Annotated in this window: 15 protein-coding genes; 10 read left to right on the forward strand and 5 right to left on the reverse strand. The window is 51.9% G+C overall.

Features of this window, described 5'->3' with window-relative positions; all coding sequences use genetic code 11:
- Nucleotides 1-14: 14 nt before the first annotated feature.
- The gene (locus B156_RS0103335; RefSeq protein WP_018618215.1) at nt 15-821 is read right to left on the reverse strand and encodes a Rossmann-like and DUF2520 domain-containing protein; all 807 of its coding nucleotides are present in this window, start codon (nt 819-821) and stop codon (nt 15-17) included.
- Between the two features lie 198 nt (nt 822-1,019).
- Between B156_RS0103335 and B156_RS0103340 the strand changes: the two genes are divergently transcribed.
- From B156_RS0103340 to B156_RS0103365, 5 genes are all read left to right on the forward strand, one after another.
- The gene (locus B156_RS0103340; RefSeq protein WP_018618216.1) at nt 1,020-2,510 is read left to right on the forward strand and encodes a cellulose synthase family protein; all 1,491 of its coding nucleotides are present in this window, start codon (nt 1,020-1,022) and stop codon (nt 2,508-2,510) included.
- Between the two features lie 287 nt (nt 2,511-2,797).
- The gene (sov, locus tag B156_RS0103345) at nt 2,798-11,032 is read left to right on the forward strand and encodes a T9SS outer membrane translocon Sov/SprA (protein WP_018618217.1); all 8,235 of its coding nucleotides are present in this window, start codon (nt 2,798-2,800) and stop codon (nt 11,030-11,032) included.
- Between the two features lie 734 nt (nt 11,033-11,766).
- On the forward strand, nt 11,767-12,348 hold the full coding sequence (locus tag B156_RS0103355; RefSeq protein ID WP_018618219.1) for a hypothetical protein: 582 nt from the start codon (nt 11,767-11,769) through the stop codon (nt 12,346-12,348).
- Nucleotides 12,349-12,374: 26 nt separating this feature from the next.
- Nucleotides 12,375-12,665, forward strand: a complete 291-nt coding sequence (locus B156_RS0103360) for a hypothetical protein (protein ID WP_018618220.1) — start codon at nt 12,375-12,377, stop codon at nt 12,663-12,665.
- Between the two features lie 135 nt (nt 12,666-12,800).
- Nucleotides 12,801-14,258: a tetratricopeptide repeat protein gene (locus B156_RS0103365; protein ID WP_018618221.1), complete on the forward strand. Its 1,458-nt coding sequence runs from the start codon at nt 12,801-12,803 to the stop codon at nt 14,256-14,258.
- 129 nt (nt 14,259-14,387) lie between these two features.
- Here B156_RS0103365 and pgi read toward each other — a convergent pair whose 3' ends face one another.
- Entirely contained in the window at nt 14,388-16,046 is a 1,659-nt protein-coding gene (pgi, locus tag B156_RS0103370) for a glucose-6-phosphate isomerase (protein WP_018618222.1), read from the reverse strand.
- Between the two features lie 199 nt (nt 16,047-16,245).
- On the opposite strand from pgi, the gene B156_RS0103375 reads away from it, so the two are divergent.
- Complete coding sequence (locus B156_RS0103375; RefSeq protein WP_018618223.1) at nt 16,246-17,910, forward strand: ArnT family glycosyltransferase; 1,665 nt, start codon at nt 16,246-16,248, stop codon at nt 17,908-17,910.
- An 85-nt stretch (nt 17,911-17,995) separates the two neighbouring features.
- A complete protein-coding gene (locus B156_RS0103380; protein ID WP_026260568.1) occupies nt 17,996-18,409 on the forward strand; it encodes a hypothetical protein in 414 nt (137 codons plus the stop codon).
- 42 nt (nt 18,410-18,451) lie between these two features.
- Here the strand turns inward: B156_RS0103380 and B156_RS0103385 are convergent, their stop codons facing one another.
- Nucleotides 18,452-19,456 carry a YpdA family putative bacillithiol disulfide reductase gene (locus B156_RS0103385; protein WP_018618225.1) on the reverse strand — a complete coding sequence of 335 codons (1,005 nt, stop codon included), beginning with the start codon at nt 19,454-19,456 and terminating at the stop codon, nt 18,452-18,454.
- A gap of 276 nt (nt 19,457-19,732) precedes the next feature.
- Here B156_RS0103385 and B156_RS0103390 point away from each other — a divergent pair, with 276 nt between their 5' ends.
- Nucleotides 19,733-20,308: a ribonuclease HII gene (locus B156_RS0103390; protein ID WP_018618226.1), complete on the forward strand. Its 576-nt coding sequence runs from the start codon at nt 19,733-19,735 to the stop codon at nt 20,306-20,308.
- A gap of 42 nt (nt 20,309-20,350) precedes the next feature.
- Here the strand turns inward: B156_RS0103390 and B156_RS0103395 are convergent, their stop codons facing one another.
- Nucleotides 20,351-22,108, reverse strand: coding sequence for an enoyl-CoA hydratase-related protein (locus B156_RS0103395; protein WP_018618227.1), 1,758 nt, complete (start codon nt 22,106-22,108; stop codon nt 20,351-20,353).
- Between the two features lie 40 nt (nt 22,109-22,148).
- On the opposite strand from B156_RS0103395, the gene B156_RS0103400 reads away from it, so the two are divergent.
- Both B156_RS0103400 and B156_RS28775 read left to right on the forward strand, forming a co-directional pair.
- Nucleotides 22,149-22,370: a hypothetical protein gene (locus tag B156_RS0103400; RefSeq protein WP_018618228.1), complete on the forward strand. Its 222-nt coding sequence runs from the start codon at nt 22,149-22,151 to the stop codon at nt 22,368-22,370.
- A complete protein-coding gene (locus B156_RS28775; protein ID WP_018618229.1) occupies nt 22,360-22,815 on the forward strand; it encodes a type II toxin-antitoxin system VapC family toxin in 456 nt (151 codons plus the stop codon). Before B156_RS0103400 ends, B156_RS28775 begins: the two co-directional genes overlap by 11 nt.
- A 7-nt stretch (nt 22,816-22,822) precedes the next feature.
- Here the strand turns inward: B156_RS28775 and B156_RS0103410 are convergent, their stop codons facing one another.
- Nucleotides 22,823-24,031 carry an acetyl-CoA C-acetyltransferase gene (locus tag B156_RS0103410; protein ID WP_018618230.1) on the reverse strand — a complete coding sequence of 403 codons (1,209 nt, stop codon included), beginning with the start codon at nt 24,029-24,031 and terminating at the stop codon, nt 22,823-22,825.
- Nucleotides 24,032-24,213: the final 182 nt, after the last annotated feature.

Below are 24,213 nucleotides of genomic sequence, written 5' to 3' on the forward strand. Positions count from 1 at the left end.
AGAGTTAAGTCTTGCTAACGATTCGAGTGATAGTGACGCTGGATACTAGCCGTCAACAATTGGTAAATCTCTGCCAGCTGGGGCCGATTCCCCAGATAATTCAGATGCGTTTCAATGGTTTTCAAATCACCCCGGCGAGCCGGACCCGTTTGAACATCGGCGGGACTTTCGGCATCCAGTCCTTTATGAAAGGTTTCGGCTATCAACGGCCGTAGCAAATCAAAATCCATTCCTTCGGCGGTGATCATATCGTTGGCGAGAGCCAGCAGATGATTGGTAAAGTTACAGGCAAACACGGCCGCTACGTGCAATGCTTTTCGCTCCTCGGAGGTGATAACGTAAACGGTGTGGCTGATATCCTGCGCCAGGCGTACCAACTTATCTTCCGTTGTGGAGTCTGCCGATTCGATACAGAGCGGTATGTCCTCAAAAGCCATGAAGGATTGCTCCCTGGTAAAGGTTTGAAGCGGGTAAAAAACACCCGTCTGCACGGGCACATCGCTATAAACGGCCATCCATTGTTCCAATGCCCGCAGGGATTGCCCCCCGGCCGTATGTACCACCAGGGCATTTTCGGGCAGTACCAGTCGGGAACAGACTTCTTCGAGTGCCTGGTCAGAAACGGCCAGAACAAATAAATGGGACGGGCTATCGGCAAAGTTCAGGTCCGAATGCGTCCGGGCATCGTACAGATTACTAACCAGTTGACGGGCATGCTGAAGCTGACGGCTGTATACTTCATTGATATGATGCCCGGCACTTTCTAAGGCCGGGGCAAGGTGCCAGGACAGGTTACCAGCACCCACAAACGTTATTTCCATACTCAAGTATAACCTATTTTGGTCGAAACCAGGCCGTATTGGCTAAAGGTAGCCAATTGATAAAACCTGCCGTCGTGCTGGTTCATGAGTTTATTTAGTCCCAACTATTTCCCTCTATAAACCGTTATGCACTTGTTCAGACGACAAGGCCTTTAGGTATACCGGCTTACTAGAGAAAAAAGCTTCGTCGGCATTATTATGGAAATTCTTGTTTTGCTTTTGTACGCAACGGCCCTTTTGCTGTTGTTCTTATATAATTTCGGTCAATTAAGCCTGATAATTACCTACTTACGCTCTACAAAGAAGCGTCAGAAATTGATTCAGCCGACGGCCTTACTGTCAGCTGACGACCTGCCCCGCGTCACCATTCAGTTGCCCGTTTACAATGAACTTTATGTGGTAGAGCGGCTGATTGATGCCATTGTCCAAATACAGTATCCGAAGGATAAACTCGATATTCAGGTTCTGGACGACTCGACGGATGAAACGGTAGCCATTATTGCCAGAAAAGTAGCTGAATACCAGCAGCAGGGGGTACCTATCGAACATATCCGCCGACCCGAGCGGACTGGCTTTAAGGCCGGGGCACTGGGCTACGGACTCACACTGGCGAAGGGGGAGTTAATCGCTATTTTCGATGCCGACTTTGTGCCAGACCCTGATTTTTTACTCAAAACGGTACCGCATTTTTCCGACCCGCGCGTCGGGATTGTGCAGACTCGCTGGGAGCACCTGAACGAGGAGTTTTCGCTGATTACGCAGCTGCAGGCGTTTGGCCTGAATGCCCACTTCACGGTGGAGCAGAGTGGCCGTTACGCAGGTGGCTACCTGGCTAACTTCAACGGAACGGGCGGGGTATGGCGCAAGGAAGCTATCATTGATGCCGGGGGCTGGCAAAGCGATACCCTCACCGAAGATTTGGACCTGAGCTACCGGGCGCAGCTGCGCAACTGGACATTCGTTTACCGGGAGGATGTTGGCTCACCGGCCGAGTTGCCCGTGGCCATGAACGCCCTGAAATCGCAGCAATATCGCTGGATGAAGGGAGCTGCCGAATGTGCCCGCAAACTGTTTGTGAAGGTTATCAAAACGCCGGGTATATCCCTGCCCATAAAACTTCACGCCTTTTTTCACCTGTTCAGCAGTGCTACCTTCATTCTGGTGCTAGTGCTGGGCGTGCTGAGTGTTCCCCTGATTTACATTCGCAGTCAGCACCCTGAGTGGGAAGGGGTGTTCACGGTTATCAACCTGTTTCAGTTCAACCTGGTTATTCTGCTTACGTTTTACGGCATTCCCATCTGGTTTCTGAAAGGTACCAACAAAGCGAAACTAATCTGGTATTTTCCCATGTATTCTTCGCTGATGATGGGGTTATCGCTGCACAATACCATCGCCGTAATGGAGGGATACATGGGCCGCAAAACGCCGTTTGTCCGAACGCCCAAGTTTAACGTAACAACCGCGAAGGATAACTGGGCTGCCAATAAATATATCAACCACCGGGTAAGCTGGCTAACGGTAGCGGAAAGTGCTCTGACGCTCTATTTCCTCGGGGGCCTTGCTTTGGCCTTCTATCTACAGGATTTCCGCCTTTTCTTTCTGCACATCATGCTTATGGTTGGCTTCGGTATGGTGGCCAGTTACTCCCTCCTTCAGGCTCTTAGCCGTACCGCATCAGCCAGCGCCTGAATTGTTTCGGCCCTGCGTAGTTCGATTCCACGCATATATCGCTACGTTTACGCCGGTAAAGTATGGCCCGGAAATTGTAGGGCGCTTTGACAGGTTAATTATCTCCCGCATACCAACTGGCAGATAAACGACGATTAGTGCGTAACTTTTCGTCGCGTTATGTCAGATACGAACGGTAGATTACCGGTTAAAAAAATCTACATCCCGGTTAGACGAATGGTCTGATGTTGGCCGTTTGATAGAAGTACATACCGTACACACCTTTTCCTGAACCTGAAAAGTCCCAAATGGTGAACCCTTACTTTGTTCACAAGTCTCTTTTTTACCACCTTATCCCCGCTTTTGGCAGGCTCCTGTTCGCCCAGAATGGTTGGCTGATACTGGGATGCTGGTTGCTTATGGGATTGGGGATAAGCCATGCGCAGAACCCAACCACTCCCACCCAGGGCGGAGCTAATAAACAGCAACAGATTAAAAAACCGCAACAGGTTAATGGAGGGGTAGAATCGGAGCTTGAAAGAGAATTGAATCCAGGCAGAGTCGATAAACGGCAACAGATTAATGCTGACTCGGCCCGCGCTGCTACCCAACGTGCAGCCGCTGCCCGAACCGACTCCATCAAGAAGGCAGTGCAGGAACGCACCGACCGGGCAGCTTCAGCTCGCGCGGCTGCCCAACGTGCGGCCGCTGCCCGGACCGATTCCATCAAAAAAGCGGTGCAGGAACGCGCCGACCGCGCAGCCTCAGCCCGCGCGGCTGCCCAACGTGCGGCCGCTGCCCGAACTGATTCCATCAAAAAAGCGGTGCAGGAACGCGCCAACAGAATTCGGGTCAATGCTGACTCAGCCCGGGTAGCTACCCAACGTGCGGCCGCTGCCCGGACCGATTCGGTCAAGCGAGTAGTGCAGGAACGCACCGACCGAAATCGGGTCAATGCGGACTCTGCCCGCACTGCTGCCCAACGTGCAGCCGCTGCCCGGACCGATTCCATCAAAAAAGCGGTGCAGGAGCGTACCGACCGTGCTGACTCAGCCCGGGCTGCTGCTCAACGTGCGGCCGCTGCCCAAACTGATTCCGTCAAGAAGGTAGTGCAGGAACCAACGCCCACCCGACGGGGGGCCGCCGGTCGCCGACAGCAGGCTGCTACTGACTCGGCCCGCGCCAATGCCCGCCGACAGGCCGCTGCCCGGACTGATTCGGTTAAAAGAGCGGTTCAGGATCGTACCGACAGCCTTCGGGCCATTCGTAGTGCAGGCCGTCATCCAACCATAAACTGGCCCGACCGACGGGCTACCCGGTTCTCGGACCGACCGTCTAAATCACCTTTTATTTTACGGGACCCCAAAGGCGTCTCAACCGACTTTCGCCTTGGGCCGAACGGCTTGCTCGACGTGTCGGAACGCGTCCGAACGGGCGTATCCCTGTCCGGTGCTCCCACACCCAATAGTGTGCCGGGCCGAACGGACCCAACCTCTCCACCCGTATCCGGTACAGGAGTGCCCGGTCTGGCCTTACCTCCGTCGCAGTTTGGATTGCCTTACCGGCCTGCCGAAACGATTCCGTTTTCAACCTACAACGACCTTCAGAATCAGCGGGTCGAGCAGAATTTATGGCGCGAGTACAGTGCCCGAAGTGACGGTCAAAGTGCCCTGAGCGGACGTGGGCTGATTCCGAAACTCGAATTGCCGCCCATCATCGACCGGCTGTTTGGTGGTAGTGAAGTCGATTTTAAGCCTAACGGTTTTGTCACGCTCGATTTCGGATACCTCTACCAGTTTAATGACAACCCCGCTTATCCGGTACGGCAGCGTCGTACGGGTAATTTCCTGTTTAATGAGCAAATCAATATTAATTTCAACGGGAAGATTGGCGAGAAGCTGGGCGTACTGGCCAACTTCGATACCAAAGCCAGCTTCAACTTCGAAAATGCCATCAAACTAAACTATCGTCCGGGCGGTGGTTTACCGGCATTTGGTTCGGGTCAGAAGCCGGGCCTTCCGGCGGCACCTGCCTTGCCCGGCGTACCGAATGCTCCCGGCGGCCTGCCGGGGTTTACTCCTCAGAATGAAAGTATTTTGCAGGGGCTTGAAGTGGGTAATATCAGTTGGGCAGTCAACAGTCAGCTTATTCCGGGCGTACAAAACCTATTCGGTGTAAAAACCCAACTCCGCTTCGGTAAACTGAACGCCACCATCGTGGCTTCGCAGCAACGGTCGCGCAAGAGCGAGATTACCTTGCGGGGCGGTAGTTCAAACAGGCCGTTTGAAATCCGGGCCGACAACTACGACGAGAATCAACACTTTTTCCTGTCGCAGTTTTTCCGGTCTATTTACGAATCGTCTCTAAAGACACTGCCACAGGTAACCTCGGGAGTCAACGTTACCCGTATCGAAGTGTACGTGACGAACCGCACCAACACCACCGAATCATTGCGGAATGTAGTTGGTTTTCAGGATTTGGGCGAAGGCAATCCCTATAGCCAGACAAATCCAAATCTACCCCCCTTTTCGCGTAGTAACCGGACCCCTACCGCCAATGGGGCCAACGGTCTGTACAGTAAGCTGACCTCGGATGCCAACAACCCGCTCCGGCAGGTAGACCGCACCAACGATGTGCTGACAAGTACGTATGGACTGACTAAAGGAACGGATTATGACCTGCTACGGGCCGCCAAACGCCTGACCGACCGGGAGTATCGGCTGCAACCGGACCTCGGTTATATATCATTGGTCACGCCCCTGAGAAACGACGAAATCCTGGCCGTTTCCTACGAATACACCTACCAGGGCCAACGCTACAAAGTGGGGGAGCTGACCGAAGATTATCAGGTGCGCAGAGATGGAGAAGTGCTGGTAATGAAGCTGCTGAAGTCGGCCACACTGCGCAACAATCTTCAGTTGCCGATGTGGAACCTGATGATGAAAAACATCTATGGCCTTAATACGGCGCAGATTACCCGGCAGGGCTTCCAGCTGCGGGTTATTTACAAAGATGACCTGACAGGGATTGACAACCCTAACCTACAGGAAGGTCGGCGGACGCAGAACCGCCCGCTGGTGCAACTATTTGGTATGGACCGGCTCAATCAGCAGCTGGATGCCCAGCCCGATGGTAATTTCGATTACGTAGAGAACTACACGATAGACAGTCGATATGGGAAAATTATCTTCCCGGTGCTGGAGCCGTTTGGGGCATACCTGGAAAAACAGTTCGATACCGACGAAGCCAGTTTGAAGTCAAAATACGTCTTTAATGAACTGTACCGCACCACCAAAGCGGATGCACAACAGATAGCGGCCAAAAACAAGTTCTTTCTGAAAGGGTCCTTCCAGTCGGGTAACGGGGCCGAAGTGCAACTGCCCTACGGTGTCAATGAACAGTCGGTTACGGTTACGGCGGGGGGGGTACCCCTCAGTGTCGGCGTGGATTACGTACTCGAAGCCCAGATTGGCCGGTTGCGGATTATTAACGAGAGTGTAACGAATTCGGGACGGGAGATTAAGATTAGCTACGAGCAGCCCGATCTGTTCCAGAATCAGATACGTTCCCTCATCGGTACGCGGCTGGACTATGCCGTCAATCGGGATGTGAGTATCGGGCTGACGGCTATGCACATGAAAGAAACCCCCGCCGGTTTTCTGACGCGGGTGGCCCTGGGCAATGAGCCGGTCAACAACACGATTCTGGGGGTGAATGCCAATATTCGCAAAGACTCCCCCGGCCTCACCCGGCTGCTGGATGCGCTGCCAGGGGTACAAACCAAAGAATTGTCGACCATTCAGTTCACGGGCGAAGTGGCGCAACTCTTCCCCGGTACCAACCCCAAAGCCCGTAATGAGAGTTATCTGGACGACTTTGAGGCTGCCCGCACCATTTATGACCTCACGCGCCAACCTACCCGCTGGCGGCTGGGAGCCACTCCGCAGCAGTTTCCGCAGGGCACCTTTGCAGACCCACTGCCCTATGCTTACAACCGCGCCCGGATTTCAGTTTATACCGTAGACCCCAGTATTTTTGGCTCGACGGGGGTACTGGGCGTAGCATCCAACATCGACGTAGACGATGCGAACGCTCACGTGTACGAACGGCCATTTTTACCGCAGGAGCTGTTTCCCGGCCGGTCGGCAAGGCCGGTGCAGTTGCCGGAAAACATTCTGGACGTGGCGTATTTCCCGGCCGAGCGGGGTATGTACAATTACAACCCGAACCTGAGTGCGACGGGTCGTTTACCTAACCCAAGAAATAATTTCGGTTCGGTAACGCGGGCCATTGCCTCCGATATTGATTTTGATAATGCCAACGTAGAGAACATTACGTTTTGGCTCATGGACCCCTTCGTGCCCGGCCCTTCCGGCGTAATCCGGAGCGGACCCAATGAACAGTTCGACAATACAGGCCGGGTTCAGGGAGGTAAACTGGTGTTCAACCTGGGCGATATTTCGGAAGATGTTATTAAGGATAGTCGGTACGAGTTTGAAAATGGCTTTCCGATTGATTCGGCCATCAGCGTGCGGAACCCCGGTACGGATTCGACCTCCTGGGGCCGGGCACCTACCCGGCAGTTTGTAACGAATGCGTTTCAGGCGGGCGCTCGTGAACAGCAGGATATTGGGCTGGATGGCCTGAAGAATGACGTGGAAAGACAGCGTTTCAACAGCTACTTAAACACTATACGGACGCGGGTGACCAATAACCCCGGCGTACTGGCCGATATACAAAGGGACCCCTCCGGTGATGATTTTCAGTTTTATCTGGGTGAGCAGGCCGATTCGGCACAGTACATCGTTGGCCGGTATAAGCGGTACATGGGTATGGAAAATAACTCGCCCGAAAATCTCAGTACCAATCAGTTTCTGACTCCCGCATCAACGACGCTGCCCGACATCGAAGACCTGAATATCGACAATACTATCAATGACAACGAGGCTTATTACGAGTATGAGATAGATCTGCAACCGGGTAAGATAGAAGTTGGGCAGAACAGGTACATTATTGATAAAGTTTCCGTCCCAACCGCAGGGGCACCGGGTGGGGTTGTTACGTGGTATCAGTTCCGAATTCCGGTGCGCGAACCCCTGCGTAAAGTAGGCAACATCAACGGGTTTAAATCCATCCGTTTCATGCGGATGTACCTGACCAATTTCACCGACCCGGTTGTACTCCGGTTTGCCCAGTTGCAGATGGAAGCCAACCAGTATCGTAAATACACGGGCGACCTGACCCAGCGTGGTTTGCAGGAGGTTCCTGAACCCTACGACGCTAATTTTACGGTCTCAACCGTCAATGTGGAAGAGAACAGCAGCACCCAGGTTACGGCGCAGGGGGGAGATAAGTACGTGTATTCAGTGCCACCGGGCTACGTTCGGGATCGGGATTATACCCAGCCTAATATTGTGGAGCTGAACGAGCAGTCGATGCGTCTGAGCGTAACCAACCTGCGCGATGGCGATTCGCGGGGGGCGTTCCGGAATACCAGTTTCAACCTGCTGTTTCGGGAGCGGTTCAAGATGTTTGTCCACATGCATAACCCCGATAACGAAAGCGGTCAGGTATCGGCTTTTATACGGGTAGGCACGGATTATACGGACAACTATTACGAAATTGAAATCCCCCGGCTGGTTGCCACGCCCACTGGTAACCAAACCCCAGAGGTGGTCTGGCCTGCCGCCAACGAGTTGGATATTGCCCTTCAGGAGCTGATTGATTTGAAAGCCAACCGGAACCGGCAGTTTGGTCGTCGAACGTCACTGCCCTTCTCGCAGCCGTCTGCCGACGGGCACTACCTGATTACGGTAGTAGGTAACCCCGATCTGAGTTCGGTGCAGTCGGTGATGATTGGGGTACGGAATCCTAAAATTCTGGGGGATGGCGAGCGGCCCAAAACCTTCACCATCTGGGTCGACGAGTTTCGGGCCAATGGCTACGACCAGCATGCGGGCATGGCGGCTATTGCGGCTGTCAGTATGAAACTGGCCGATTTGGGCACACTCACTGCTTCGGGGCGAATAACGACTTTTGGTTTTGGGGGCGTTCAGACGCGTATCGGCGAACGGGCACTGGAAACAACCTCCGAGTTCGGGGTATCGTCGGCATTGGCCATCGACAAGTTTTTGCCCGCTGGCTGGGGGCTTAAAATCCCACTTTATGTCAACTACGACCACCGCAATGTGGATCCCCATTTCGACCCGCTCGACCCCGATACACCGCTGGAAACGTCTATCAATACTAAGCCGGAATTAGAACGGGACAGCTACAAACAACTGGTACAGGATAATACCACCCGCCGGGGCTACAACTTCTCGAATGTGAGGAAAGTGAAAACAAACCCCAATGCCAAACTGCACTTCTGGGACTTTGAGAATCTCGCGTTTACCTATGCGTTCAACGATATAAAACGAACGAACATCCTGACTCAGGAATACGTGCAACGGCAAAACCGGGGCGGCATCGCCTACACCTATAGTGCGCAGCCAAAGGCGTTTGAGCCATTCCGGGATGTGGCCTCGTTTGAGGCTCCCTACCTGCGCTGGCTCAAAGATTTCAATTTGACGCTGCTCCCTTCATTGGTATCCATCCGGACGGATATGGACCGCAGTTTCATCAAAACACAGCTTCGTTCATCAGACCTGACAACGGATGGAATTCTGCCGCAGTTTGAGAAGTACTTCCTCTTCAACCGCTATTACGACCTGACCTGGAATCTGACCCGTAATCTGGTGCTCACTTATCATTCGCAGGCCAATGCGATTATTGATGAGCCAGCGGGCGATATTGATACGCAGGCGAAACGGGACTCGATTCTGAACAGTATCAAGCACCTGGGCCGGATGAAAAATTTCGTGCAGGATATCCGGGCCACGTACCGCTTGCCGCTGGATAAAATCCCGTTACTCGACTGGATTGCGGCCGATGCTGTTTATGGCATTGGTTACCAGTTTCAGGCCAACTCGTTCGGTATTGCCGATTCGCTGGGGGTGCCGTTCGGCAATATTATCCGTAACAACCGCGAACAGGGTATAACCGGCCGCGTCGACTTGATTCGGTTGTACAACAAAATCCGCTACCTGCGCTTTGTTAATACGCCCGCGCCCCTTCGGAAAAACTTTGCCCGTAACCCCGGCGACATTGAGGATATTGAACGGGGAGAAAGTAAGGTTCTGAAAAATTTCACCCGTGCTTTATTGACCGTGCGGGGCATAAATTTCTCGTACACCCGGCAGGAAGCTACGATTCTGCCCGGCTTTTTGCCCACGCCCCGCTTCTTTGGCTTAAGCCCGGAAAACGCGCCGGGCATCGGGTTTGTGCTGGGTAGTCAGGCGCATGATATTGCTTACAAAGCAGCTTCGAAAGGGTGGCTTTCGCCCAGTACGGTACAGAACATAGCTTTCCAGCAGAATATCACTAAGAAATTCACGGCCAGCACCACACTGGAGCCTTTCAAGGATTTCAGGATGCAGATTAACTGGCGACTCGACCGGACCGACGCGTATCAGGAGTATTATCGTCCGGGTTCGCAAGGTGGCCCGTTTGAAACGCAGACACCCGTACGGAGTGGTCAGTTCAGTATGTCGTTCTGGTCGTTCCGAACCGCTTTCAAAGGGCTCCGTGGCGATAATACGTCGGTGCTGTTCGATAGCCTGGAGAGCTACCGTCGTTATTTCAGCCAGAAACTGAATTCGATGGCGAGAGGGGATAACAAAGTGGGGACGTACGATCTGAACTCCCAGGATGTGCTGGTTCCTGCTTTCTTTGCCGCTTACAGCGGCCAGCAAAAAGAGAAAGCGAAGTTCTCCCCGTTCTATAATTTCCCGCTGCCCAACTGGCAGATTATGTACAACGGGCTGTCGGGGTTAGGCTTCATTCGGAAACAGTTCAGTGCCTTTACCATCAACCACAGCTACTCGTCGACCTATAGCGTAGGTAACTTCATTTCGAATCTGGATTATGGAGCTGCCTACGTGAACCTGGCCGTTCAGGAGTTTGGGCCGGGGCAGATATTGAATCAACTCAACCAGTTTGTGCCCATCGTGGCCCTGAGTACCATTACCATGTCAGAGAAGTTTGCCCCGATGCTGGGCATTCAGTTTCAGACCAAGAGCCGTATGACAGGGCAACTGTCCTACAACCAGAGTCGCGATGTGGCTCTGAGCCTGTCCAACGCGCAGGTAGCTGAGCTACGGAACAAAGACTTGACGGCCTCGCTGGGTTTTACAAAGCAGAATTTCCGGATACCATTCCGCATCAACGGTGCGTACAAGAAACTCAAAAATGACCTGACCTTCTCCTGCGCTCTCAGCTTCCGGGATACGCGTACCATTCAGCGAAAACTGGATGCCGAGCAGATTGTGACGGCGGGTAACGTAAACTTCCAGTTGCGGCCGCAGGTGAGCTATATTGTGAGCCGCCGGTTAAATTTCAACCTCTATTTTGACCGTACCTTCAACGACCCACTGGTGTCCAACTCCTTCAAGCGGGCCACCACAGCGGGCGGGGTGCAGGTGAAATTCAACTTAGCGGAGTAAAGGCATTCACTGCCCTGCTACTCAAATTCCGGATAGAATTATACGCTCGAAAAGCCGCGCCCAGATTAAATGGACGCGGCTTTTGCATTCGATTCAGGGTGCTTAAAGGATTACCCCTTTTGTCCACCACACCTGCGACGTAGTTCAATCAGGTTATAGAATCAAGTAGTCAACTTTCCTGCCCGAAGCTGGTCAAATAAATCAAAAAAATACTCATCTGTTCGTTGAAAGACCCTAAAGCCAGATTCTCTGCTCTTCGACACCAATGGCTATCTGGTGCGGTATCCAGCAGAAGCCTTCAACGCTGGTTGTTGGGCTTGACTACCCAATTTCCCAGCCCGGGATTATTTTGATGACCTGCCTTACTAATGGAAATCCATCGGTAGCCCAATACAATCGAGCTCGGTGAACCGTAGGATGCTTCAGCCTCAAGCGGCTGTCCATCGTTCGTAAACAGTACCTTTTTATACACGGATTCAGTGGGCACGTCAGCCACTCGTTGCGCTGTAAAGTGGATTGTGATAAAAAGGTAGTTCGATAATAGCTTTCAGGCGTAAACATGCCTGCTGAGCAACGGAAAAACGTTGTCCGCAGTCGTACAGAATTTGTCCGTAATCGGACAAATTCTCTTTATTTTTCCTGTTAACTCGTTGGTAATTAGCGATTTGTCTATTTGGCATGATGATAGCTGGAAACGTACTGTCAACTCATCTCCTACCTACTTTTGCCATTCAATGAAAACGTTTTATACGCTATTCCTGGTCGCCGTTAGTGTCAGCGCAATAGCCCAATCATCCGTTGTTAACAAGCACATCACGCATGACGGGCATCAGCTTCGAATTCGCGTCGATATTGAACAGGCTGGCCGTTCTGTTCATTACAGCCGTTCATTCGATGTATCCGAAATGGGAAAGGCAACCATGAAAGCGCTCGAAAATCGTATTGTTGACTCATTGGAGCAGAATGCTGCCGAACTAGAGCTAGAGGTAGTACTCGCTGACCCAAAACAGGGCAGCAAAACGAGAAAAAAACAGGCTGATTACCGGGTAAACAAGGGGACAGACACGGACGAAAACAGCCGCCTGGAGGCTAAGGTAATACCGTCTCTTTCTCCTGATGACGTAATGCCATCGTCCGTACTGGTTCGGGAAGATAAAGAAAATGGGCGGCTCTGGATGCAGTACATCTTTCAGAAAGAGGGCGACGAACTGATTATCGAACGCACTGTCAATGTAACAGGTAAATCGGAGCGCGAAAAACAGGCAATCATCCGGGAGACCGAACGTAGCTTCGGTATCAAAACCGGGAATCAATAGCAACCGCTTTCCTTACCCCGACTCCTATGTCATACATCGCCATTCCCATATCTTCGATGCCCGGCAAACAGGACATTGACATCGACGTGACCATAAACGGTCAAAAACAGGCACTCCACTACCGCGTCGAGCTATTATACTGGGGCGACTGCGCGGTGCCAACATTCGACCGGGTCGAGTGCATTCAGCAATTGCTGGTCAACTACGACCGCAACTGGACGTTGTATTACATCGGCTCTCCAACCGATGAGTTTGTACCGATTACTTTTGTGAAAAAGGAAGATTTGCTCAAACAGCGACGAATGCTGAGAGCCTGACCCGTAAAAATATCCTGCTTTTATCGGTGATATCTATCCTTAAATTTCTATTTCTCTGAATCTGTTTCATGGTATCGTTCGTAGGTGTATTGGGAAAAAACCTTAGTTAACCCAAACTCCTTATCAATCAATACTATGAGACGTTTTTTTATACTACTTGTTACCACGGCCATAAGTGCCGTTTCGGTACAGGCTCAGAACGCCAAAACGATTGCTGACGCTATCCACTACACTAAGTTAGCAAACACGCTTCGGGAGGTCGACAAATCGCCGGAATCGATTAGTCTGCTGAACCGGGCCATGCCTGCCTTTATTTCCGGTAAAAGTGTGTACTGGCAGGCCGTGGCCAATGAGTTGATTGGTCTGTCGTATAAGGACATCAAGGATACGACCAATGCCCTGGCTTATCTGCAAAAATCGCTCGACCTGTATGGTAAACTGAAGTATGTAGCCAGCGGATGGGGTGTTAACGAAGTGATGCGGGCACTCTCCAGCAAAAATATCTACGCGGGTATCCAGTTTAACGAAACGGGAGTACGGGTGGCTATCTTCAAGACGAAGTACGAGAGCGATTTCTACGAGAAAGATATCAAAACAACCTTCGACATTCCGAATAATCTGCTGGTTGCCGACGCATCCAGTTCATTTAAAGGCAGTCAGGATGCATTACGTATTGGGCTTGACTCGATCCGGCGCTACCAGATTCCCAACGAACGGATTTTTGTTGTTCTGAGCAGCGACATGAGCAACGAGCTGGCGCAAACACCAGAGGGACGTAAGAAACTGTATACGCAGTTGGAGCGGGCAGTTCCGGGTACCGGACTCCGCATCGACACCACGTTTACTCCTGCACGGGAAGCCCAACTGTTCACTATTGGCGCCATTCCCCGCAAAGTGTGGCCAACTACATCGGCGCTGAACGTGGGAAATAACAGTACGATGGGTGGCTATTTTGAAAGTGAAGCCAGCCGCCGGAATTATACGAATGTCGATAAGGATTTTCATGAAATAACACTGCCTCTTGGCGTCAACACAATCGTAAGCAAAATCGAAAGCAAAAAGTCGCTGGGTATCGATGCGTACCGGCGCGAAGCCCAGTTGGTAGTCCCGGCCATAGCCGATTCCGCCCTGAAACCGTTCATTCAAAACCGGGATACCGGCTTGCAGGAGCGTCGGACGGTAGGGTTAGGGGGCGATATCGTTCAGGCACTGGTTGCGTATCTGCACCCCGACAAGGCGGGTGTTACGGCCGTGGCTGTTACGGTCAATGATATCGAACAGTTCAAGCGTATGGCTCTTACGGACTACAAAGCGCTGACCCGCCCCGACCTGAAAGACATTCCCAACGCGGGCATACGCCGTCAGGCAGAACAGGATATCAATGCATCTCAGAATCAACTCAGCGAAAAACAAATCATTGCCGGTGCTTTGTGGCTCGATTACGTCACGCGGGTGTACAACAACTCATTGGGGTCCAAACGGTTTGTATTTATCCGAAACTCAGACCTAGGCTGGGTAACGGGTAAGTTTCTGGAAACGATCAACAACGAATACGAGTCCACTATTGCCAAAGGCGACTTCTATACGCGCTAACGCACAATGGTATTGCACCCATAAAAACGGGAATTGCCCGAAACCAGCTGGTTTCGGGCAATTCCCGTTTTTAGACCATGTCAGCTCATTTGCCTGAGGTGTTAACTAACCGTTTTATAACGCAATCAATTACTGCTTCCGCATTGCTTTGAAGGCGTTCATCAGCCCGTTGGTCGAGCTATCGTGTGCGTTGATGGGTGCATCATCCTGCAACTCAGGCAGAATGCGGCTGGCCAGTTGCTTTCCCAGTTCAACACCCCACTGGTCAAAACTGAAAATGTTCCAGATAACGCCCTGCGTAAAAATTTTATGCTCATATAAGGCAATCAAACTGCCTAGTGTGCGTGGCGTTAGCTTTTGGAACAGAATCGAGTTGGTAGGCCGGTTGCCGGAGAAGGTTTTGAACGGTGCCAGGGCGGCTATTTGGGCTTCACTCTTGCCTGCTTTCCGTAATTCGTCGGCTGCCACTTCCTCGGTTTTACCGTTCATGAGTGCTTTTGTCTGGGCAAAATAGTTGGCCATCAGTATTTTGTGGTGCTCGCCAATGGGTCGCTGGCTAATGGCCGGGGCCAGAAAATCGCAGGGAATCAGTTTGGTGCCCTGATGAATCAGCTGATAAAAAGCATGCTGCCCATTGGTGCCGGGTTCGCCCCAGATAATAGGGCCGGTCTGATAATCGACGGGGTTGCCGTTGCGGTCAACCGATTTGCCGTTACTTTCCATATCCCCCTGCTGAAAATAAGCCGCAAAGCGGTGCAGGTATTGGTCGTAGGGAAGAATGGCTTCAGTCTGTGCACCAAAAAAGTTGTTGTACCAGATGCCCATGAGGGCCAGAACAACGGGCATGTTCTGGTCAGAAGGCGTATCGCGGAAGTGGTTATCCATTGCGTGAGCCCCCTCCAGTAACTCCTCAAATTTGTCGAAACCAATGTACAGGGCGATGGATAAACCAATGGCTGACCATAAGGAGTACCGGCCACCCACCCAATCCCAGAAGCCAAACATATTATCGGGGTCGATGCCGAATTTCTGAACGTCTTTTTGATTCGTTGACAGAGCGGCAAAGTGTTTGGCAATGGCTGCTTCATCGTTTGCCGTATCAAGAAACCACTGCCGGGCCGTTTGTGCATTGGTCATGGTCTCCTGCGTAGTGAACGTTTTGGAGGCAATCAAAAACAGTGTCGTTTCGGGCCGAACGGTTTGCAGGGTTTCGTAGATATGCACCCCATCGACGTTGGAAACGAAGTGGACGCGGAGTTTTTTATCGTCGGCGTAGGACTTCAGGGCTTCCGTAACCATTACCGGGCCGAGGTCGGAACCACCAATACCAATGTTCACAATGTCTGTAATGGCTTCGCCCGTGTAGCCTTTCCACGTCCCCGACCGGATGCGTTCGGTGAAGGATTTCATGCGGTCCAGCACGCCATTGATATCGGGCATTACATCCTGCCCATCGACCAGAATCGGGGTGTTGGAGCGATTGCGCAGGGCTACGTGCAGCACCGCCCGATCCTCCGTCTGATTAATCGTATCGCCCGAAAACATCTTGTTGATGGCGTCACTCAATCCAGCCTGATCGGCTAATTGAACCAGCAGGTCCAGCGTTTCGGCGGTGATGCGATTTTTCGAAAAATCGAGCAGGATGTCCTCAAACTGCCGCGAGAAAGTGTTAAAACGTTCCGGGTCTTCGGCAAAGAGATCACGCAGATGGCGATCTTTTATGGTATCGTAATGCGCCTGCAACCGGGCATGGGCCGGTAAGTCGGTAAAGGAATGGTTAGCGAGCATGTAGTACGGTTTTGGGTTTACGGTTTCTGGTTTTCAGTAGTCCGTTTGCGGCTGGATATCCCGTTATAAACGCAAACCTAAAAACCATAAACCTACTTGTCGACGCGAATATCGGGAATCCCGGCAACTTTTTTCGGCTATTTTTGTGCTTCTTTCCCCGCTGACTGGGCGGGATTTTTTGACCCGACTCCCCGTATTGATGAATCAAAAACTCTTTTATTCGCTCATTTTAATTGCGCTGGGAGCCTTATTTTTTATTCCTTTTCTGGGTAGTGTCCGGCTCTTCGACTGGGATGAAATTAACTTTGCCGAGGCCGCCCGCGAGATGATTGTATTGCGCGATTACCTGCACGTTCACATCAATTTCAAGCCCTTCTACGAAAAGCCACCCCTGTTTTTCTGGCTTCAGTCGGCCATGATGAACATATTTGGCATCAACGAATTTGCCGCCCGGCTACCCAATGCCATTTGCGGTATTATCTCGCTGGTTTACCTGTACAACCTCGGCGAAAAACTGCACAGCCATCGTTTCGGGTTACTTTGGGCGCTGGCGTATCTGGGTTCGGTTACACCCCATCTCTATTTTCGCTCCGGTATTATCGACCCCTTCTTTAACCTGTTTATCTTCATTGGATTGGTTAATCTGATTCTTGCTTCCTGGAAACGGGAGCGGCTGGGGGGGGGCATGACCGCTCCTAAAAGTGAATGGACATACCTGCTGATCGGCGGCTTTGTGCTGGGGCTGGGCATCCTGACAAAAGGCCCCGTTGCCTACCTCATTGTTTGTCTGGTGCTGGTGATATACTGGATGCTGGGGCGCTTCCGGTGGTTTATTACACCGGTGCAGTTTCTGACTTTTTCGCTGGCGGCTTCGGTGGTTTCGCTGGCCTGGTACGGGCTGGATGTGTACTTAAACGGCCCCGCGCTGATGCGGGAGTTTCTGGCGTATAATATTCGATTGTTCAGTACGCCGGATGCGGGTCATGTGGGTTTTCCGGGATTTCACGTCATTATGCTGCTGGTTGGTTGTTTTCCGGCTTCCATCTTCGCCATTCGGGCACTGGGTTCGCTGTTTATCGAGCGTAATTACCAGCGCGAGTTTAAGCGGTGGATGCTGATCCTGTTCTGGGTGGTGTTGGTTCTGTTCAGTCTGGTGCAGTCGAAAATTGTTCATTATTCGTCACTCTGCTATTTCCCGCTGACGTACCTGGCCGCCCTGACGCTGGTGCAGCTGGAAGAGCGAAAAATTCAGTTTACTAACTGGATGCGGGTCGGATTAATAGTGATAGGGGGAATCTACGTCGTTGCCCTTATCGGTATGCCCATACTGGCGCATCACATGGACATCGTGCGGCAGTATGCCGACCAAGATGCTTTCTCGCAGGGGAATCTGGATGCCCGCATAAGCTGGCCGTGGTGGACTTTTATACCTGGAATCTGGCTGGTGCTTGTTCTTATCGTGGCTTTCCGATGGTATAATCAGCGCGAAACGGCGCAGGCATCCATAGCACTGTTTGGGGGGATGGCGGTATTCGTTACGCTCACCCTCTGGTTTTTTATCGGGCGTATGGAAGGTATTTCACAAGCCGCAGCTATGGAGTTTTTCGAGCAGTCGCAGGGGCAGGACGTATACGTGAAGACATACGGCTACCACAGTTACGGCCCGTATTTTTACACGAAGAAACAGCCACCGGCCAATCCCAACTACTACAACGACGAGTGGCTGCTACGGGGCCGGATTGATAAGGACGTGCTGTTCATTCGCCATGCCAGCGAGGGGCCAACCTTGCTGGACTCACTACCCGACATTCGGAAAACGGGTACCAAAAACGGGTTTGTTTTTTACCGCAGGCAGGCGAGGTGATTTGCCTTTTCCCTGTCGGCCGGTTACCCTGAAAACTGTTGACCCATCCGCATAGTTGTAGCTGTACATTAACTATCTCTCAACTATGCGCCATCTTGCACCCTTACGATTGAGTAAGCTTACTACGGTTCTCCTTGCACTAATCGCCTTCACCGTCTGCCTGTCGGGTTGCAGTGTCAATAACTCATCAAGCTCAGGAACCACAAAAAAGATGAGTATATCGGTGGGCGATATCAAAGAGATTTCCCTGCCCGGGAGTGGCGACGGCTCCATGGAACTGATTGGTACCTCCGATAACCAGGAAATTGTAGACGTATCGCGCCGGGAGTTGGCACCGGCAGTAGATACGCTCAAACGAACGGATACCGGCCCAACCGTTTTTCAGATAAAAGGCATTACGGCGGGCAAAGCCAATATTGTTTTTACGAAGCAGGCAATAGGGTCAACGGGCAATGGCCAACCCGTACGCACGTACATAGTGGAGGTAAAAGCAAAATAAAGGCAGCCATCAGATAAGCCGCACCCGAGCTGATTCAGCGAATCAAATCCGCTGAATCAGCTCGGCTACTTTATGCACTTCCCGGCCCATAATGTGGTCGATGATGGACTGCGCGTGTTCCCGACCATTCTCGATAAATACCTTCTCGGTATAAATGCCCGCCAGCACCGTACCGCACACGTACAGTCCCGGCACATTGGTTTCAAACGTTTCCCTGTCGAAAACCGGCACCTGCGTTTCCGGATTCAGGTCAATACCGCAACGTGCCAGCAGGGCCGCGTCGGGAATGTAGCCCGTCAGGATGAAGACGAAGTCGGCAGGGATTTGCCGCTCTTCGCCCGTTTTAAGGTCGTTGACGGTAATCGAATGTTCGTCGATCTGCGTAACGCAGGCGTTGAAAATCGTTTTTATTTTCCCTTCTTTCACCCGGTTTTTTACGTCGGGTACCAGCCAGTATTTTACCGTACTCCGAAAATCCTCACCCCGGTGCACGACCGTGATGTTTACGTCGTGCCGGTACAACTCCAGCGCGGCCTCAACGGCTGAATTCGAGGCACCAATAATAACTACGTTCGTAAACGAGTACTTGAACGGTTCATCGTAGTAATGAGACACGTGGGGCAATTTCTCACCCGGAATATTGAGCCAGCGCGGGCGCGTGAAATACCCCGTAGCCATAATAACCTTGTGAGCATAGTACGTCCCGCCGGTAGTGGTCGTGATGGTGAACAGCTCCCCTTCCTTTGTTACCTCCCAGACCTCCTCGAATAGCTTGAAATTCAGGTGGTAGTAAGCCGCTGCTTTGCGGTAGTACTGGAGGGCTTCGTCGCGACCGGCTTTTACGTCGGAGATGGCAAAGGGCAGACCGCCAATCTCGATATTCTCGGCGGTCGAAAAGAAGTGCATCCGGCGGGGATATTGACGAATTGACTCGGTCAGGCTTCCCATTTCCAGAATTAAATGGCTAAGCCCGGCTTTGGCCGCTTCGATACCGGCAGCCAGACCACAAGGTCCGCCACCCACTATAATGACATCAACAGGTTGCATATAACTAAGTTACTTACATCATTCTAACACACAAAAAGTCCCCAAAGGTTGCGCAAGGGGGCTTTTTGTGTGTTGACCTGTTGGTATTTATTTTCTGTCCCTTAGTACCACGAGTGGAATACAGTCTGCCATCGGGTCTTACGGTTTCGAATTAGTTAAAGTACAGGTCATATCGACTGCGCCTTATAGCTCGACTACCATCTAACGTAGCAAGCTGGTTGGTATCTTTGACGCTGTTTAGCTTATGCCCTGCACGAGGAATAGAAAACACCTGTTATGTTGGAGTCGTACTATAACGCCAATGCTATCGAAGCGGGTCTGGACGAAGTGGGCCGGGGTTGCCTGGCCGGGCCGGTAGTAGCGGCAGCGGTTATTTTGCCGAAAGATTTTACCCACCCCATCCTGAATGATTCCAAGCAATTATCGCATCGGCAACGCGAACGACTGAAAACCGACATTGAGCGGGAGGCCCTGGCCTGGACCGTAGCCGAAGTGTCGCATACCGATATTGACCAGATTAATATCCTTAAAGCCAGCTTTCTGGCCATGCACCGGGCGGTGGATGCGTTGACAATCAAACCGGAGCATCTACTGGTGGATGGAAACCGATTTGTGCCTTACCCGCTGATTCCACATACCTGTATCGTTAGAGGGGATGCCCATTACCTGTCTATTGCGGCTGCGTCGGTACTGGCTAAAATTTACCGGGATGACCTCATGGCGCAACTTGGCCTGGAGTTTCCAGCCTATGGTTGGGCGCAGAATGTAGGCTACCCGACGCCCGTTCATCGGGCTGCTATCCGGCAGTTTGGCCCGACGAAGTACCACCGGATGAGTTTCCGGTTGCTATGAATCTCAAGCCTGAGGGCTGGGAATTCAGGCATAACTTACCTTCTAAGCAAAGGCCTTTTTGTCTGCCAGCCCCCGCAGTGCTGTACCAGGCCGGAAGCGCTCGCCGTACGTATCGGCCAGCCGGTTGCAGGTGGTAATGAACGTTTCGATACCGACGAAATCTACGAACGATACGGCTCCACCCGTATACGCCGGGAAACCCCAGCCCAGAATAGAGCCAATGTCGGCGTCCAGTTTTGTGCGAACAACAGTCTCCCCCAGGCACCGAACCGCTTCAAGGGCCTGCCGGTAGAGTAGGCGCGTTTTTACTTCCTCCAGCGTAGGTTGATGTTCGTTTTGACTGGGCACTGCCGGTAAGTGCTCAACCGTTGCGAGCGGCCCGATTGGCATACCGGCACCCTTGCCGCCATTATCGATCAGCACTGGATTGATGCCTTCGGTTAGCATCAACAGCCCTTCTGCCCGGTACGTTTCGGCACAGCGGGAGAGATAAAAACCGGGTGAATCGCTGACAATAATGGGCGTTTTTCGAATTTTGCGGACATAATCGAAAGCGGTAGCCAGTGTACTATCAGCCGTTTGCCGACTTGCGATAATTTCTACGACTTGTGATTCCGCCAACGGCCACAGACTATGAACGCCAACCGTATTGTCAGGCCACACACGTACATCGCTTCGGGTCTGGCTTCCCGACATTGCTTCGATAAGAAGGTCAAAACTGGTTAAATCCGGCTCCGAGGTTGTATCTTTTAGTAGAACCACCTCTACGCCAGCCCGTTCTGACAGTGAAACTAACCCGGCCACCATGGGTCTGTTACCCAGAATACCCAGCTTTTTTACCTCCGTTTTGGGTTCTCTGGGGCGGCTGATTCCCTTATTGACTTCATTCATGCCCAGAAAAAGGGTCTGAATCATGCTTTTTGCCACCTTAGATGTTGCCACCTGCACAAAATAGCGGGCTTCTATCATGATTGCCCGGTCCATATTGACCTGTAGGCCCTCGTACACGCAGGCCATAATAGCGAGTGGAGCGGGATAGTTGCCTTTGGTTTTTTCCATCAGCATAGCCGTTCCGGTCCCAAAGATTTGGGCACCCACCGCACTCTGAACATTGCCACCGGGAACGCTGAAATTCTCTTTTCCGACAATCTTTCCCGTCTTGCGGTCAATCGAATCCCAAGGACGAAGGGGCGCGGGGTTAGCGGCAATCCAGGCTTTTGCCTTCTCCATCATATCAGCGGGGCTATCGGCAACCTCATCGACCATACCTAATTTCAGCGCTTCGGACACCCCTACTTTTTTGCCTTCCAGCATGAGCGGTAGAGCCGCCTGTATGCCAATCATACGGGGGAGCCGCTGCGTACCACCCCCGCCCGGCAACAGACCGATGGTTACTTCAACCAAACCAATAACAGACTTTGGATTATCAAGAGCCACCCGATGGTGGCAGGCCAGGCAGATTTCATAACCGCCACCCAAGGCTGTGCCATTCATCGCGGCTACAATCGGCTTCCCTAACGTTTCCATCCGGCGAAAAACACGGTTCAGCCCCATTGATACCTTCAGCATTTCTGACGGATTTTTGTCGTTATTATGCAGAATCATTTTCAGGTCGGCACCCGCCACAAACTCCGGTTTTGCCGAGGTGATAATGATGCCCTTCACCGATTCATCGGCAAAAGCCTGCTCCAGAGCAGCTTCAAACTGTGGTATCGACTCATCATTCAAAACGTTCATGGGCGAGGAAGTCATGGCCCATGTAATGATGGCGATCTGCTGGTTGACGGTGTAATAAATCATCTGGAAATTCTTTTGTAGATTTATAAAAAGAGATGTGTATATGGAAACGATTCGATTAATTCAAAAACCAGAGAACGGTCGGTTAATTATCAACGTACCGGAAGCCGAAGCTGACGAAGAACTGATTATTGAAGTCCGGTCAGCCCGAAATCAGCCACCCTTTAATCCTGGCTTAGCCGAGGCATCGAAGGCCTTTTTTGAGAAGCTCAACCAGATAAAAACAGACTTTAACGAGGAAGATTACAACGTGTATGAGCAATAAGATTTTTCTCGACAGTTCTGTTCTGGTCGAATACACAAAGGGAACAAAAGTGGATTTATTCGAGGGTCTCGTTGCGAAAATCAATCTCGAAAAGTGCATCAGTCAAGTTGTTTTGAGCGAGTACACGTTTTATCTGCTCATCATAGAAGGTGGCAAAGCTCCGTTGACTCTGAAACGGGATAATGCAATTGGAGGGATTATCAATCAACACAATCCAACCAACTTTCTTGAAACGATGTCGTTTCTCAGCGTCAAGGAGAGTATAATCCCTTTATATCTGCGCCTGATGCAGGACTATAATTTATTACCCAACGACGCGCTGATTCTGGCTACGTGCAAACTCAACAACATTATCCAACTTGCTAGTTTCGACACTGATTTCGCCCCAGCCTGCGCAGGCGAAGGCATCCAGCTTATCAGTCAAGTAAGCGATTTGATGCCCTAAAGCCTTTTTAATTTACCCGTTCAAAAATAGTGGCGATGCCCATGCCGCCCCCGATACAGAGGGTTGCCAGGCCGAATTGCTTGTTGGAACGTTCGAGTTCGTCGATGAGGGTGGCCGAAATAATGGCGCCGGTGGCGCCCAGTGGATGACCGAGTGCAATGGCTCCTCCATTGACATTCAGCTGGCTATGATCGACACCAAATTCCTCCATGAACAGAAGGGGTATGGCCGCAAAGGCTTCGTTGACCTCGAACAGGTCAATGTCGCCGGTGCTCATACCGGCTCGTTTGAGTACTTTATGCGTGGCGGGAATGGGCCCGGTGAGCATAATGGTTGGCTCCGAACCAACAACGGCGAAGGCTTTAATCCGGGCACGGGGTTTCAGGCCCGACTGCTTACCAAAAGCTGCACTGCCAATTAGTACACCAGCGGCTCCATCAACGATCTGAGATGAGTTGCCCGCGTGGTGAACGTGGTTTATGGTGTCGAAATGGGCATATTTGAGCAGGGCCAGGGCATCCAGTCCCATCTGCCCCATAGCGGCAAAAGCTGGTTTGAGTTTACCTAAACTCTCTACTGTGGTACCGGGCCGAACGCCTTCATCGTGGTCGAGCAGGGTTATGCCGATAGCGTCTTTTATGGGAACCAGCGTTCGGGAAAACCGATTCCCGGCCTGTGCTTCCAAGGCCCGGCGGTACGATTCGGCCGCAAAAGTATCTACATCCTGGCGCGAGTAACCGTATTTGGTCGCAATCAAATCAGCCGAAATGCCCTGTGGTACAATCTTATGCCGCGCCACAATCTGTGGATTCATGAATAGCGCCCCCCCGTCGGACCCCATTGGCACCCGCGACATGGACTCTACGCCCCCGGCCACGATGGCATCTACCTGACCCGACATCACGTAAGCACCTGCCATGTTGATTGCTTCCAGACCGGATGAGCAATAGCGATTGAGTTGTACGCCCGCTACGGACTCGGCATACCCTGCTTCCAGAGCGGCAGTACGGGCTATATCGGCCCCCTGCTCGCCAATGGGTGTAACACAACCTATGATTACATCATCGACCAGGGCGGTATCGAGCTGATTCCGGTCGCGGAGTTCACGCAGTACGGCTGTCAGGAGCTGAATAGGCTGCACATCGTGCAGGGCGCCGTCGCTTTTTCCCCGACCACGCGGTGTTCTGACAGCATCGTAAATAAAAGCGTCGGCCATAATTTTGCTGATAAAAAGTAGTATGCACGCATACGGTTTTCAATCGAACAAAAGTACGTGCAAAACTTGAACGGGGCAACACGCTTAGAAAAGAGAGCCTATGGATTAATTTTCTCCCAGATCAGGTCTGTAATACGTTGCATGCCTACCTTGTACTGAGCCCGATGAGCCGGTTTATAAAT

This window comes from Spirosoma luteum DSM 19990 (genome assembly GCF_000374065.1).
GTDB classification, from domain to species: Bacteria; Bacteroidota; Bacteroidia; order Cytophagales; family Spirosomataceae; genus Spirosoma; species Spirosoma luteum.

Coding starts and splice junctions, on each gene's coding strand:
- B156_RS0103365 (WP_018618221.1), top strand. CDS start 12,801: ATGAGACGTTTTTTTATACTACTTGTTACCACGGCCATAAGTGCCGTT.
- B156_RS0103360 (WP_018618220.1), top strand. CDS start 12,375: ATGTCATACATCGCCATTCCCATATCTTCGATGCCCGGCAAACAGGAC.
- B156_RS0103385 (WP_018618225.1), bottom strand. CDS start 19,456: ATGCAACCTGTTGATGTCATTATAGTGGGTGGCGGACCTTGTGGTCTG.
- B156_RS0103410 (WP_018618230.1), bottom strand. CDS start 24,031: ATGGCCGACGCTTTTATTTACGATGCTGTCAGAACACCGCGTGGTCGG.
- B156_RS0103390 (WP_018618226.1), top strand. CDS start 19,733: ATGTTGGAGTCGTACTATAACGCCAATGCTATCGAAGCGGGTCTGGAC.
- B156_RS0103400 (WP_018618228.1), top strand. CDS start 22,149: ATGGAAACGATTCGATTAATTCAAAAACCAGAGAACGGTCGGTTAATT.
- B156_RS0103355 (WP_018618219.1), top strand. CDS start 11,767: ATGAAAACGTTTTATACGCTATTCCTGGTCGCCGTTAGTGTCAGCGCA.
- B156_RS28775 (WP_018618229.1), top strand. CDS start 22,360: ATGAGCAATAAGATTTTTCTCGACAGTTCTGTTCTGGTCGAATACACA.
- B156_RS0103380 (WP_026260568.1), top strand. CDS start 17,996: ATGCGCCATCTTGCACCCTTACGATTGAGTAAGCTTACTACGGTTCTC.
- B156_RS0103335 (WP_018618215.1), bottom strand. CDS start 821: ATGGAAATAACGTTTGTGGGTGCTGGTAACCTGTCCTGGCACCTTGCC.
- B156_RS0103375 (WP_018618223.1), top strand. CDS start 16,246: ATGAATCAAAAACTCTTTTATTCGCTCATTTTAATTGCGCTGGGAGCC.
- pgi (WP_018618222.1), bottom strand. CDS start 16,046: ATGCTCGCTAACCATTCCTTTACCGACTTACCGGCCCATGCCCGGTTG.
- B156_RS0103395 (WP_018618227.1), bottom strand. CDS start 22,108: ATGATTTATTACACCGTCAACCAGCAGATCGCCATCATTACATGGGCC.
- B156_RS0103340 (WP_018618216.1), top strand. CDS start 1,020: ATGGAAATTCTTGTTTTGCTTTTGTACGCAACGGCCCTTTTGCTGTTG.
- sov (WP_018618217.1), top strand. CDS start 2,798: ATGGTGAACCCTTACTTTGTTCACAAGTCTCTTTTTTACCACCTTATC.